17 protein-coding genes are annotated in these 13,873 nt (G+C 41.9%); 15 read left to right on the forward strand and 2 right to left on the reverse strand.

The window, feature by feature from the left end; all coding sequences use genetic code 11:
* The first annotated feature begins 31 nt into the window (after positions 1-31).
* The 13 genes from I6H64_RS01275 to rpsI all read left to right on the forward strand — a co-directional run bounded on the left by I6H64_RS01275 (position 32) and on the right by rpsI (position 7,821).
* A complete protein-coding gene (locus I6H64_RS01275) occupies positions 32-691 on the forward strand; it encodes an adenylate kinase (protein WP_002832251.1) in 660 nt (219 codons plus the stop codon).
* 152 nt (positions 692-843) lie between these two features.
* Positions 844-1,062: a translation initiation factor IF-1 gene (gene infA, locus I6H64_RS01280; RefSeq protein WP_002832250.1), complete on the forward strand. Its 219-nt coding sequence runs from the start codon at positions 844-846 to the stop codon at positions 1,060-1,062.
* A gap of 27 nt (positions 1,063-1,089) precedes the next feature.
* Positions 1,090-1,209 (forward strand): 50S ribosomal protein L36, encoded by a 120-nt coding sequence (gene rpmJ, locus I6H64_RS01285; RefSeq protein ID WP_002832248.1) that lies wholly within the window; start codon positions 1,090-1,092, stop codon positions 1,207-1,209.
* Positions 1,210-1,234: 25 nt separating this feature from the next.
* Positions 1,235-1,600 carry a 30S ribosomal protein S13 gene (gene rpsM / locus I6H64_RS01290; RefSeq protein ID WP_002832247.1) on the forward strand — a complete coding sequence of 122 codons (366 nt, stop codon included), beginning with the start codon at positions 1,235-1,237 and terminating at the stop codon, positions 1,598-1,600.
* Positions 1,601-1,620: 20 nt separating this feature from the next.
* Positions 1,621-2,010: a 30S ribosomal protein S11 gene (gene rpsK / locus I6H64_RS01295; protein WP_002832246.1), complete on the forward strand. Its 390-nt coding sequence runs from the start codon at positions 1,621-1,623 to the stop codon at positions 2,008-2,010.
* Positions 2,011-2,093: 83 nt separating this feature from the next.
* Entirely contained in the window at positions 2,094-3,038 is a 945-nt protein-coding gene (locus tag I6H64_RS01300) for a DNA-directed RNA polymerase subunit alpha (RefSeq protein ID WP_002832245.1), read from the forward strand.
* A 21-nt stretch (positions 3,039-3,059) separates the two neighbouring features.
* Entirely contained in the window at positions 3,060-3,443 is a 384-nt protein-coding gene (gene rplQ, locus I6H64_RS01305) for a 50S ribosomal protein L17 (protein ID WP_002832244.1), read from the forward strand.
* Between the two features lie 179 nt (positions 3,444-3,622).
* On the forward strand, positions 3,623-4,465 hold the full coding sequence (locus tag I6H64_RS01310; RefSeq protein WP_005918856.1) for an energy-coupling factor transporter ATPase: 843 nt from the start codon (positions 3,623-3,625) through the stop codon (positions 4,463-4,465).
* The gene (locus tag I6H64_RS01315) at positions 4,441-5,304 is read left to right on the forward strand and encodes an energy-coupling factor ABC transporter ATP-binding protein (protein ID WP_005918858.1); all 864 of its coding nucleotides are present in this window, start codon (positions 4,441-4,443) and stop codon (positions 5,302-5,304) included. Before I6H64_RS01310 ends, I6H64_RS01315 begins: the two co-directional genes overlap by 25 nt.
* Positions 5,297-6,091, forward strand: a complete 795-nt coding sequence (locus tag I6H64_RS01320; protein ID WP_005918860.1) for an energy-coupling factor transporter transmembrane component T family protein — start codon at positions 5,297-5,299, stop codon at positions 6,089-6,091. Before I6H64_RS01315 ends, I6H64_RS01320 begins: the two co-directional genes overlap by 8 nt.
* 7 nt (positions 6,092-6,098) lie before the next feature.
* Positions 6,099-6,845 carry a tRNA pseudouridine(38-40) synthase TruA gene (gene truA, locus I6H64_RS01325; RefSeq protein WP_002832238.1) on the forward strand — a complete coding sequence of 249 codons (747 nt, stop codon included), beginning with the start codon at positions 6,099-6,101 and terminating at the stop codon, positions 6,843-6,845.
* Positions 6,846-6,970: 125 nt separating this feature from the next.
* Complete coding sequence (gene rplM / locus I6H64_RS01330; protein WP_024862984.1) at positions 6,971-7,414, forward strand: 50S ribosomal protein L13; 444 nt, start codon at positions 6,971-6,973, stop codon at positions 7,412-7,414.
* A 14-nt stretch (positions 7,415-7,428) separates the two neighbouring features.
* The gene (rpsI, locus tag I6H64_RS01335) at positions 7,429-7,821 is read left to right on the forward strand and encodes a 30S ribosomal protein S9 (RefSeq protein ID WP_002832236.1); all 393 of its coding nucleotides are present in this window, start codon (positions 7,429-7,431) and stop codon (positions 7,819-7,821) included.
* Between the two features lie 277 nt (positions 7,822-8,098).
* Here the strand turns inward: rpsI and I6H64_RS01340 are convergent, their stop codons facing one another.
* Entirely contained in the window at positions 8,099-9,031 is a 933-nt protein-coding gene (locus I6H64_RS01340; RefSeq protein ID WP_008841070.1) for a DUF4767 domain-containing protein, read from the reverse strand.
* 173 nt (positions 9,032-9,204) lie between these two features.
* On the reverse strand, positions 9,205-11,733 hold the full coding sequence (locus tag I6H64_RS01345) for an SEC10/PgrA surface exclusion domain-containing protein (protein WP_081035575.1): 2,529 nt from the start codon (positions 11,731-11,733) through the stop codon (positions 9,205-9,207).
* A 499-nt stretch (positions 11,734-12,232) separates the two neighbouring features.
* On the opposite strand from I6H64_RS01345, the gene I6H64_RS01350 reads away from it, so the two are divergent.
* Entirely contained in the window at positions 12,233-12,451 is a 219-nt protein-coding gene (locus I6H64_RS01350; RefSeq protein WP_036685148.1) for a PspC domain-containing protein, read from the forward strand.
* A 320-nt stretch (positions 12,452-12,771) separates the two neighbouring features.
* Positions 12,772-13,872, forward strand: a complete 1,101-nt coding sequence (gene ald / locus I6H64_RS01355) for an alanine dehydrogenase (protein WP_008841074.1) — start codon at positions 12,772-12,774, stop codon at positions 13,870-13,872.
* The last annotated feature ends 1 nt before the right edge of the window (position 13,873 follow it).

The following is a 13,873-nucleotide window of genomic DNA, read 5'->3' on the forward strand; positions in this document are numbered from 1 at the left end:
TTCGTCGTTTAGCAATGAAGGAGAATTACTAATGACTAAATTAAACCTCGTTTTGATGGGTTTGCCTGGTGCTGGTAAAGGTACCCAAGCTCAAAAGATTATTGAGGATTTTAAAATTCCGCACATCTCCACCGGTGACATTTTCCGTGAAGCAATGAAAAATGAAACCAAGATGGGGATTGAAGCTAAAAAGTTCATCGATAAGGGTGAACTAGTTCCCGATAGTGTAACTAACGGGATTGTCGAAGATCGTCTAGCAATGGACGATGTCAATGATGGTTTTATGCTTGATGGTTTCCCTCGAAACCTCGAACAAGCTAAGGCGTTAGACGAAATGACATCTCGCTTAAATAAACCATTGACGGCAGTGATCAACATTCATGTTGAACCTGAAGTCTTGGTTGAAAGACTATCTGGCAGATTTATTTGTAAGAATTGTGGAGCTACTTATCATAAGCTCTACAATCCACCAAAGGTTGAAGGAACTTGTGATGTTTGCGGACATCATGAATTCTATCAACGTGAGGACGACAAGCCAGAAACGGTAAAAAATCGAATTGCCGTTAACACAAAACTTAACGCGCCTTTGATTGATTACTATGAAGAAAAGCATCTCCTTTACAATATTAATGGCGATCAGGATATCAACGATGTTTATTCTGAAGTCAAAAAAGTATTAGAGGCTCTCTAATTTCGTGCTTGTTGGTACTATAGATAACGTTCATTGTTTGCAAATAGTTTTTTCGTATGGTAAGCTGATTCAGGTTTAGCTTCGGAATACATATTTTGAAGCTTTTTGTTGGTTTTTACTGTTAGAAAAGTTAATTAGGAGGCACAAATTTAGTGGCTAAAGATAATGTCATTGAAATTGAGGGCAAAGTCAAAGAAACTATGCCTAATGCGATGTTTAAAGTAGAGCTTGAAAATGGTCATGAAATTCTTGCCCACGTTTCGGGTAAGATTCGGATGCATTACATCAAGATTCTACCTGGAGATCGGGTTACGGTTGAGATGTCGCCGTACGATCTTACCAAGGGTCGCATTACCTATCGTTTCAAATAAGTTTTATTCGTTTAGGAGGATTTATTCATGAAGGTACGTCCATCAGTTAAGCCAATGTGTGAACATTGCAAGATCATTAAACGTAAAGGACGCGTTATGGTAATTTGCTCAGCAAATCCTAAGCACAAACAGCGTCAAGGAAAATAATTATTATACTTGGAGGTGAAATTTAATGGCCCGTATTGCAGGTGTTGATTTACCACGTGACAAGCGTATTGTCATCGGTTTGACATATATTTACGGTATTGGTAACACTACCGCTCAAAAAATCTTAAAGGACGCAGATGTTTCTGAAGATGTTCGCGTTCGCGATTTAACAGCAGATCAAGAAGACAAGATTCGTGCAGAAGTAGACAAGTATCTTGTTGAAGGTGATCTTCGTCGTACAGTTAGTCTCAATATCAAACGTCTCCAAGAAATCGGTTCATACCGTGGTATGCGTCATCGTCGTGGTTTGCCAGTTCGTGGACAACACACGAAGAATAACGCTCGGACACGTAAAGGTAAGAAAGTTTCTATCGCAGGTAGAAAAAAATAATTAAAGGAGGCTAAACATTTATGGCAACGAAAAGAAATACTCGTAAGCGTCGAGTAAAAAAGAATATTGAATCTGGAGTAGCTCATATCCATTCAACATTCAACAATACTCTGGTTATGATTACAGACCCTCAAGGTAACGCAGTTGCTTGGTCATCTGCTGGTGCACTTGGTTTCAAGGGTAGTCGTAAGTCGACTCCATTTGCTGCTCAAATGGCTTCAGAAGCTGCTGCAAAGGCTGCTATGGAACATGGTATGAAGAATGTTGAAGTTGCTGTTAAGGGACCTGGTTCTGGTCGTGAAGCTGCAATTCGTGCTCTCCAAGCAACTGGGCTTGAAGTAAGCGCAATTCGTGATGTTACACCAGTTCCTCATAACGGATCTCGTCCTCCAAAGCGCCGTCGTGTATAGAGTTCGGTTCTGTTTGAGGGCAAACTTTATAATGCATTCAAAGTCGAAATGCAGACTGCGTTTTGAAAGGGGTAAAAATTAGAATGATCGAATTTGAGAAGCCAAAAATTCATAAAATTGACGAAAATGACAATTATGGCCGATTTGTTATTGAACCCTTAGAACGGGGATATGGTACAACGCTTGGTAATTCACTTCGTCGAATCCTATTATCGTCGCTTCCAGGAGCAGCGATTACCAGTGTTCAAATTGATAACGTGTTACACGAATTCTCCACTATTGAAGGTGTTGTAGAAGACGTTACACAAATTATTTTGAACCTAAAGAAGGTTTCCTTAAAGATTGAATCTGATGACGAAAAGACGTTAGATATCAACGTAGTGGGACCTGCCAACGTTACTGCTGGTGATATTATGGGAGACGGTGATGTTACGGTTCTCAATCCAGATTCACCAATTTGTACTGTTGCAGAAGGAACGACATTCCATGCCGTTTTAACTGCTGATACTGGCCGTGGATATACTTCTGCGGACGAAAACAAGGCTCGAAAGGCGGATATGCCAATTGGCGTATTGCCAATCGATTCTATTTATACCCCAATTGAACGTGTTAATTATCAAGTTGAAAAAACTCGTGTTGGTCAACGAGATGACTACGATAAACTTACGCTCGATATTTGGACTGATGGTTCGATCACTCCTAGTGAGGCAACAAGTTTATCTGCTAAAATTTTAACTGAACACCTTGCTATCTTTGTAAACCTTAATGACCAGGCTAAAGAGACTGAAATTATGGTGGAAAAAGAAGAAACTCACAAGGAAAAAATGCTTGAAATGACAATCGAAGAGTTAGATCTTTCGGTTCGCTCATACAATTGCTTAAAACGAGCAGGTATTAACAGTGTTCAAGAATTAACTGATCGCACTGAGGCTCAAATGATGAAAGTTCGTAACCTTGGACGTAAATCACTTGTTGAAATCCAAGAAAAACTGAATGCTTTGGGCTTGAGTTTCCGTTCAGAAGACTAATCATAAGGAGGGTTCCCATAGATGAGTTATCGTAAATTAGGTCGTACAAGCTCCCAACGTAAAGCGTTGCTTCGCGATCTTACAACAGAATTAATTGTTAATGAAAAGATCGTTACAACTGAAGCCCGTGCTAAGGAAGTACGTTCTACAACTGAAAAAATGATTACATTGGGTAAGCGTGGCGACTTACATGCCCGTCGTCAAGCTGCAGCATTTGTTCGTAACGTCGTTGCTGATGTTACAGAAGATGGTGAAGATGTTAAAGTTTCTTCAGCACTTCAAAAATTATTTGCTGAATTGGCTCCACGTTATGCTGATCGTAATGGTGGATATACTCGTATCTACAAAACGATGCCACGCCGCGGAGACGGTGCCCCAATGGTTGTCTTAGAATTAGTTGACTAATTCTAAGCAATTATAAGAATAACAAAATCTATCACTAAGATATTGGTAGGGTGTTACGATGCTGGAGAAATCCGAGTCTAGCCCACGGCGAGTTTACGGACTTGCTACCTTTATCTTCAGTGATTTTTTTTGTATACAATGATAAAATTAGTTCCATATTGTATCGGGAGAGTAGGACTGTGGAAAACATTATTGAAGTAAAGCATCTTACGTATAAATACGCTAATAATGGTGAGAAAAAGGCACTGGATGATGTCTCGGTCGCTATTCAAAAGGGAACCTGGACGGCAATTGTTGGACATAACGGGAGCGGTAAAAGCACCTTAGCACGCACAATTGACGGATTGATGACGTTTCGGGAAGGCACGGTCACGGTAGCCGGAATTCCCCTTAGTGAGGATACGGTATGGGACGTCAGAAAAAAGATTGGCATGATTTTTCAGAATCCAGACAATCAGTTTGTTGGCGCCACGGTGGAAGATGACGTGGCCTTTGGACTGGAAAACTTAGGAATTCCTACTGCGGAGATGCACCAGATTGTTGAGCGGGTGCTTACTCAGGTGCGAATGAGTGACTTTAAGTCCCGGCAACCCGACCAGTTGTCTGGTGGGCAAAAACAACGGGTGGCGATTGCCGGAGTGTTGGCGACTAAACCGGAAATTATGATTTTGGATGAGGCCACCAGCATGCTTGATCCACAGGGACGCACGGAAATTATTCAACTAATCAACCAAGTGCACCAACAACAAGATTTAACCGTTCTTTCAATTACCCATGACGTTAGCGAAGCAATGCTAGCCGATCAGGTAATTGTATTAAATGACGGTAAAGTAGTTACTACGGGTACCCCTCAAGCGGTTTTTGCGGACAACCAGCTTTTAGAGCAGACTGGACTAGAAAAGCCCTTTAGCGGTCAGCTCTATGACGAACTCGTGGCCCATGGATTCAACGTGCCACTAGCATTAAAAATGAACGAAACTAAATTGGAGGAATGGGTATGTCAATTAAGTTCAAATCAGTAAGCTACGTTTACCAAGCCCATACTCCTTTTGAAAACCTGACGTTAAAGGACGTTGATTTAACAATTCCTGATGGCTCGTATACCGCAATCATTGGCCACACTGGTAGTGGAAAGTCGACGCTGATTCAGCACGTTAATGGTCTATTGAAGCCCACGACGGGGACGGTCGAGGTTGATAATCAAGTAATTGATGCAACCACAAAAAATAAGGCACTGGTGGCTCTAAGGCAGCACGTGGGAATTGTTTTTCAATTTCCTGAAAGTCAGTTATTTGCGGAAACCGTGTTGGACGACGTTAAATTTGGTCCGCTAAATTTTGGTTTAAGTGACGCGGAAGCGACTCAACGAGCTCAGCAGGCGCTTGCAAAGGTACACATGCCCGAAAACACTTGGCAAAAATCACCTTTTGAATTATCGGGTGGGCAAATGCGTCGGGTGGCAATTGCCGGAATTTTAGCAACCAACCCGGCAATCTTAATTTTGGACGAGCCCACGGCAGGTCTGGATCCGCAGGGACGGACCGAAATGATGGAGCTTTTTGCGGAATTACATGATCAAGAGCACTTAACAATCCTGTTAGTGACCCACCAGATGGATGACGTTGCCAACTATGCCGATCAGGTTGTGGTAATGGATGACGGACAAATTATTAAGGTGGGAAGTCCCCGAGCCGTTTTCAGCGCTCCAGAGTGGTTATTAGAACACCAGTTAGGATTGCCCCAGGTTACGGAGTTTGCCCAACGGTTAATGCAACGTGGATTCCACTTCGACCCAGTTCCGCTGCAAATGGGCGAACTAATTGAACAGCTTAAGCAGAACGGGGGCCGTGCACGTGAATAAGATTTTATTTGGGCGGTACATTCCTGGTCATTCTTTTATCCACCGAATGGACCCGCGCGCTAAGCTAATTTTAAGTTTGGTATACATTGTCGCCGTATTTCTTGCCAATAGTTGGGCAGCTTACCTAGCAAGCTTTGTTTTAGCAATGGTGATTATCGCAGCGTCGGCAATTGGTCCACGTTTCTTTTGGGACGGGGTAAAGCCGTTAATTGGGGTCATTTTACTGACGATGATTATCCAGGTGTTCTTTGGTGTCGGGGGTCACGTCTACTGGCATTGGGGAATTCTGTCCATAACCAGCAACGGACTTTTAAATGCCGTGTACATTGCGATAAGGTTTATTTTAATTATTCTAGTTTCTACCGTACTTACACTGACAACTTCTCCCTTGGAAATTTCGGGAGCGATTGAAGCCATCTTTATGCCGCTAAAGAAAGTGCACTTTCCGGTCTATGAAATGGCGTTAATGCTGTCGATTGCTTTGCGTTTTGTGCCAACGTTAATCGACGAGACGGAAAAGATTTTAAATGCACAACGGTCCCGGGGGGCTGATTTTAGCTCTGGGTCGATTTTGGTGCGTTTAAAGAAGCTTGTGGCCATCCTCATTCCACTGTTTGAAAGTGCCTTTAGTCGCGCTGAGGAGCTCGCTACGGCGATGGAATCGCGCGGTTATCAAGGTGGAGAAGGGCGCAGTAAGTATCGGGTTTTAAATTATACAAAAAATGATATTATCGGGACGGTAACGATGCTGCTTGCAGCAGTAGTGATTATCGCCCTTAGAAGATGAGGTTGACATGCGTTATAAGATTACAATGGCTTACGATGGGACTAACTTTGCGGGCTTTCAAGCGCAGCCTAACCAACGAACGGTTGAGGGAGTGTTAAAACGCGCGGTGAATAAAATTGCGAAGAACCCCCAACCTGAAATTCCAATTTTCGGTTCTGGTCGAACGGACGCCGGAGTCCACGCCTTTGGTCAGGTAGTGCATTTTGATTTGCCAATTGAAATGACGGCCAATAACATGTTGCACGCGTTGAACAGTATTTTACCGTTAGATACGCAGGTAAAAAAGGTGGAGATCGTGGACGAAGACTTTCACGCACGCTTTACCACCCATGGCAAACGATATCAGTACCGGATGGCGTTAGGGGAGTTTGTTGACCCGTTTAAACGCAATTACACCGGACATTGGAAATTTCCGATTAGCATTGAATTGATTCAACAAGCAATTAAAGATTTAGAGGGTACCCACGACTTTTCTAGTTTTGTGGCTTCGGGAAGCACGGCCAAAAATCACGTGCGGACCATTTACGAGGCCAAGGCTTGGAAGGATGAAGCCCAAAACGAAATTATTTTTGAATTTTACGGCAATGGCTTTTTATATAACATGGTGCGAATCATGGTGGCCGTTTTAGTTGAAATCGGTAGTAAACGGCGGCCAGTGGATGATATCCCGCGGCTTTTGGCGGTCAAGGATCGCAACCAAGCCCGGGGAACTGCCCCAGCAAGCGGGTTATATTTAAAAGAAGTCGATTATTAGATTTTTGATTGACTTTAACCGGGACTGTCAATATAATGGAAGTTGGTATTGTTTACCTCCACAAAATAAGCCCCGGAAACTTATTATAGTTGAGTTAAACAAAACAGAAATTGGAGGAAATTCAAGTGCGTACAACATATATGGCTAAACCAGGTGAAGTAGAACGTAAATGGTATGTCGTTGATGCGACCGATGTTCCTTTGGGACGTCTTTCAACAGTTGTTGCATCTATTTTACGTGGTAAGAACAAACCAACATACACTCCTAATGTGGATACTGGTGACTTCGTTATCGTTATTAATGCAGACAAGGTTAAGTTGACTGGTCACAAGGCGACAGACAAGATCTACTACCACCACACATTGCATCCAGGTGGTTTGAAGATGAAGACTGCAGGTGAAATGCGTGAAAAGACTCCTGAACGCTTGATTGAAACATCAGTTAAGGGAATGCTTCCACACAACTCACTAGGTCGTAAGCTTGGTTTGAAGTTGCATGTTTATGCTGGTACAGATCATAAGCATCAAGCTCAAAACCCAGAAAAGCTTGACATCACGAACTTAATTTAAGGAGGAAATGAATTTTGGCTGAAGCACAATATCGCGGCACTGGCCGTCGTAAAAACTCCGTTGCTCGTGTACGTCTTGTACCGGGAACCGGTAAAATCACTGTAAACGATCGTCCAATCGAAGAATACATTCCATTTGCAAACTTACGTCAAGTAGTTATCCAACCATTCGGCGTAACTGAAACAAACGGCAACTATGACGTTATTGCTAACGTTAATGGTGGTGGATTCTCCGGACAAGCTGGCGCAATCCGTCATGGTATTGCTCGTGCTCTTTTGGATGTTGATCCTGATTTCCGTGCACCTTTGAAGAAGGCTGGTTTACTTACACGTGACCCTCGTATGAAGGAACGTAAGAAGTACGGTCTTAAGAAAGCTCGTAAGGCTGCACAATTCTCAAAACGTTAATCGTTACTATACACAACGATTACAACACCTTCCAGAAATGGAGGGTGTTTTTTTGTGCAAAAAATCCGTTAACGGTATTTAGAGTTACAAATACCATTAACGGATGTGAAGAATATCAGTTTAGAAAAGATGTTTTCTGGATATATTTAAGGAATCGCTGGTATTCGGTATTTCACTTAAATATCGAATGATTACTTTTAGTTGTATTACAATTAGTAAAAAAGCGGTTGTAATTAGCTAGAAACGTTAGCAATTGATTTAGTAATAGTTACTAAATTTAGTAAGAACCAGTTCGTGTTACTGTTTGATATTCGGGTATATGACTACCAGCGTTGAATTGATCGCGCGGTCCACCTTCTAAAGAGCCTATTTCGGCGTGGATCCTAACTTGGTTATTTTTCTCTAACGTTAAAGTAAAGTAGTTAATACCTCTGGCGCCAGAGAAGGCCGAAATAACTAACCTTTGTGGTTTGTTGCTAACAAGTTGGGAATCTTCGCCTAGGCAATCTTTGTAAATACTATGTTGTAGAATTTGCATTCCTTCTTCAAAGGTTAACGGGGAGACTTCTGGAGTTTTTGAGGATGATGAAGTATTTTTCTGATTTGAAGAAGAGCGGACAATGCTATTAAATTTGTTGGTTAAATCATCATTTGGAGCTATTTCAAAGTGTACTAAACCATCGGGAGCGCCTTGGTTTTGCTCAGTGTAATATACAATCGGAGAGTTGTCTTGAATTGCAAATAAATAAATACAACCGCCAACTGTTGTCCCACCGTTAGTATTTTCATAAATAGCTACGACATTTACGTCATATTTATTAGTACCATCTTCTGACCATCCGGCAGAAAGCTTTTGATTGTTAAAAGCAGTTTTATTATCAGCGAAGTCATTGGGGTAATGTAAACCTGTATACGTAGTATTTCTCTTTGGGGTACATTGTACATAATTTTTCTGCGTAGTTTGATTCCAAGAGGCCATAAAGTCTGCTAATTGTACATCTTTGTTTTTATCCCAATTCGTTGTACTTTTAGTAGATTTGGAATTGTTGGAAAGAGCTTTATTTATATGCTTTCGGTTCTGTTTTGAAACTATCTTTGTAGCAGATTTTCTTGTATTGTTGCGGTTAGCATTTTGGTTATTATTTGAATTACAGCCTGTTAAAACTAACGGGATAATAGTTAACAGGGCTATAGAAATTAATTTTTTCATAATGGGATCCTCTTATTTTGAAATGTGGTTAAATGACTTCATCCGATGCTGTTTTAATTTACGCATCCTTACTAAGATATCTAATAAGCAAAAATCTCAGGCAAGAGATGTAGAAATCTGTCGCCTGAGATTAAATGTAAACTTTTTGATATATGGTTTAATTAGTTAGGAATTTAACCATGCTTACGTTTGTAGGTGGATACAAGTCCTAAACTAGATAAAAATATTCCGACTATGCCGAGCAAGGTCATCTTTTGTCCTTGTTTTTGTTCATCGGTTTGTGGTAAACGAGGTTGAACATTTGACTTATAGTCAGTATCATTCAAGCTTGTTGAAGGTTGATTGGTGGAAGCAACCGCTGCGTTGTTTTGCGAATTAGGTGCTCCAGCTTGGTTGACAGTACCATTAGCAGCATTGCCAGATTCTTGGTTGGAGTCATTAGCATTATCTGAATCAGCGTCGCTGCGACTAGTGTCGGAACCTTGATTTTGATTATCACCAGCAGCATTGCTGTTAGCATCATTATTGCCGGCATTGCTATCTGAATTATGGCTGTGGTCAGCATCCTGATGGCCGGAGTTGTTATTTGTGGCGGAATCATTATTAGAACCATTTTCATCAGAATTACCATTATCAGCATCGTGATGACCATCGGAGTCATTATTACCCGAATCATTGTCAGAATCATGGCTGCTATCAGAGCCATTGCCGTCTGAGCTGTGATCATCAGAACCATTATTATCGGAGTTATTATCCGAGTTGCCATTGTCAGCATTGTTCTTGGCATCAGCTAGAGCTTGTTCATCTTGAGCCAATTTAGCTTCTAGGTCCTTGAGTTGGTCTTTAAGCTGTTGAATTTTAGCTTCGGAATCAGCTAAAGCCTGTTGATGATCGGCAAGGGCTGCTTTAGCATCAGCCAAGGCTTGATTCAATTGAGCCGCTTTGGCTTGGTCGGCTTTTAAGGTCTTTAATGCCGCTTGATAAGCTTTAAGCTGATCGGCGTATTTAGCCGCAGCGTTAGCCAAAGCTTGTTTTGCGTCAGCAAGCTTATTTTGGGCAACTTGCAATTTAGCTTGGGCGTCCTTTAAAGCTTGGCTAGCTTTAGCTAGGTTATCATTTGCTGCTTTAACACCGCTTTGGGCATTGTTGTAATTGTAGTTAGCTTGTTGATAAGCCTTGGTAGCTTGGTTAAGCTGATTCAACGCGTTTTGGTAGTCGTTAACGGCTTGCGTATAAGCGGGGTTAGTTTCCGTGGTATCATAGCCGTGATTGACGTACGCGGTGTAAAGGCCGTTATTCAAGGCTTTTTCAGCTTCGCCGTTAGTACCAGTCCGGGCAACCCAGAAGTCAAAGAGGTAGGCTGTGGTATCAAAGCCAGTGCCATAGACATCGCCATAGTTTTGTAAGTTGAAGCTCATGTAAACTTGATCAGCTTCGTCAGAGCTGCCATACGTATGGCTTAAGAAGTTATCACGGTGACCCCAGTCCCAGTTACCATCGGCGAAGCACATTCCCGTGAGTTGTTGAAGCAATTCAACTTTTAGTTGGAGCATGGTAACGTCATTAGAACCGAGGATACTATCAAAGAGGTTTTCGCCACCACTGATAACGTCGTATTGATTGCCACCAGCCACGCGGCTAATGGCGTCATCAAGGTCGCTAGAGTTAGTATCGGTATGCACACCGGCTTCGGTTTGGTCTTTGACCCGCAAGTCGATGACGGCTTGACCGAGTTGTTGGACGGTATCCGACATTAAAATTGGTTTTAAGTCGTGTTGCGCCCGGAAGCTATTAATTAAAGCAAGGGCGTATTCAGCAAGTTCTTTTTGTTGCGTGGCGGTTAAATGCGTACCAGCTTTGATAACTGCTGAGGTGTCGTTAGCGCCGACGTACTTATACCAAGGATCGGAAGAAGCGTAATGATCTTGGTTCTTTTCAGCATCGGTTAAGCCATCTGGTTCAACTAGGTCAGTTGGTAAATCGGCATCGCTGTTGATTTCGCTTGGATTAGTTTGAGAACCCGGCTTAACGGGATGCGGATCGTGATGAACGTTGGTGGTTGCTGGCGTATTGTCAGCCTTATCTTTAGCAGCATCCGCTTTGTTTTGAGCGTCAGCTTTAGCTTTGGCGGCCGCGTCCCGGTCTTTAGCAGCTTGATTAGCGTCTTTTTGCGCTTGATCAGCATCATGCTGCGCTTGATTCTTATTAGCGGTAGCTTGGTCAACGTCGTTTTGCGCTTGGTCAGCATTTTGTTGCGCATCTTTAGCCGCGTTTTGGGCATCAGTATATTCATCTGGTTTTAAATCGTCGGCAGTTTGCTGATCGTTTTTGACTTGGTCATTAGCAGTGTCAGCAGCTTTTTGCGCGTTATCAACGTCTTGTTGCTTCCCGGCAGTCTGCTCGGCCAATTCGTCATGATGATTTTGTTCATTAACAGTGTCAGCTTGATTTTTAGCAATGTCGTCTTGGTCTTGGTCGACAGCTGCTTGAGCATCGTCGACGGCGTTAGTGTTCTGCGGAGTAACAGCACGGTTAGAATCACCAACGTTAGCCGAGACTTGCGTACTGCTAATTTCATCAGCATGAACGTTGGTGTTCAATACGGCAGTACTCCCCAAAACTGTTAATGCAATTCCAGAAACAAGCCAAAACTTACCTGCCTTAAACATTTTAAAGTGGACCTTGTCTGCACGTTTTTCCATAAAAACCTCCTAGAATTTTTTAAAATATAGTAAAGTACCATTTTCTGAACTTCGGAAACCTTTGACACGTTTAAGTTGGCTATTATGCAATTTTGGGAGCGTCCCTGAATGACTGCGTTTTCAAAATTTGTTTAGCTAAACAAAATTATGTATTGTGATTCAGGAAATTAGCAATTTTATTTACAAATGCTTACTCAACCGAATCCCGTGTAAAGATTCCTCTCAAGGAATTATAACCTTTATATATATACTCATCAACGTAACTTAGCAGTAAATATGCAAATGTACTGAAACTTATACATCACTATAGATAAGGACCTCTTTGAAGCTAAATTAATTTTGTTGATGAATATAAATGAGATTATCATTTAATAAATAGCGTTTTATCCCGGGATGCTAACCGACGGAAGACTTTTAAAAAGCCGTTCGTGAAGCATTAAAATATCGGGTAAATCATTTGAATGGTAAAATTGATAAAAATAACGAGGAGGGAAAACGTATGAAAATTAACATTCACCGTTCGGCAAATAATCGGTTATTGGCTGGAGTTTTAGGAGGACTATCGGAGCATTACGGATGGAACGCCAGTCACGTCCGAATAATTTACCTACTTGTAAGCTTCACACCTATTTTTCCAGGAATCATCGTGTACTTGATTTTATGGTTATTAATGGAAAACCCCGTGGATTACTCAAAAAAACGTAAAATAATTAATTAGTTGTAGAAAGAAAGATAATAAAATTGGTCTGGTTGTTTTTAGTGGATGAAATCAACCAGACTTTTTATTTGGATTCTTACTGCAATTTGCGCTTAAGTGTGTTATTCTGGAACCGAAAAAGGGTGGTTGGAGGTGACCAGAGATGTAAAATTAAATAGTAGTAAATGCTGAAATAACAATGTTTTTTAGCGATGTTGATAGAATATTCTACCCTGGATTTAAAATGATAACTTAGTGAAGTAAGGTACGTTTGAATAAGTAAATTGTACCGGTTTAATGATAGTCGTTAAGTTGTTCACAAAAGAAGGGAATGGAATCTCATGAAAATTGGTATACCTAAAGAAATTAAAGCGCAGGAGCAACGGATCGGAGCAGCACCAATCACGGTCGCTAATTTAATCCAGGCTGGACACGAAGTAATTATTGAATCAGGTGCAGGAGTAGGCTCAGGTTATCCTGACGAAGCCTACGAAGAGTTTGGAGCAAAAATCGGCTCGGTAGAAGATGTATGGGACTGTGAGATGATCATTAAGGTTAAAGAGCCTTTACCAGAAGAATACAAATACTTCCGTCCCGGGCTCATTATTTACACCTACTTCCACCTTGCAGCAGATCGGCGACTAACTGAGGAATTGCTAAAGAGCAGGGTTACCAGTATTGCTTATGAAACGATGGTCGGACCTAATGGCGATTTACCACTGCTCTTTCCAATGAGTGAAATTGCGGGAAGGATGGCAGTTCAAGTCGGAGCGCACTTCCTGGAACGGCCACAATCTGGCAAGGGATTATTGTTATCCGGAGTTACTGGGGTTCCTCGAGGAAAGGTTACCATCATTGGCGCTGGAACGGTTGGATTTAACGCCACTAAAACAGCAGTCGGTCTGGGAGCACAAGTCACGGTTTTAGACATCAATGCTCAACGACTAGCAGAAATCGACAACTTATTTAGTGGCAAAGTTCAAACGTTGATTTCTAATTCTTACAACATTGCAAAAGCAGTTAAGGAAGCCGACCTCGTAATTGGAGCGGTGTTAATTCCGGGCGCTTTGGCACCGAAGCTAGTTACTACCGCGATGGTTGATAGTATGGAACCAGGTTCCGTAGTGGTGGATATTCCAATTGACCAAGGTGGAATTTTTGAAACTAGCGTCAAAGCAACAACGCTTAAAGATCCGATTTACATCTCTCACGACGTAATCCACTACACGGTAGCTAACGTACCGGGTGCGGTACCAAAGACTTCCACGGACGCATTAACTAGTGCGACGGTACGCTACGCAATAATGATTGCTAACCAAGGTGTAGAAGATGCGGCCAATGACCGGACCATTTTGACGGGAATCAACACGTTCAATGGACAATTGACTTCTAAAGCGGTTGCGGATAGTTTAAATATCGAATACACACCGTTCATGAGTTAGT

Source organism: Pediococcus acidilactici (assembly GCF_016127815.1).
Taxonomy (GTDB): Bacteria; Bacillota; Bacilli; order Lactobacillales; family Lactobacillaceae; genus Pediococcus; species Pediococcus acidilactici.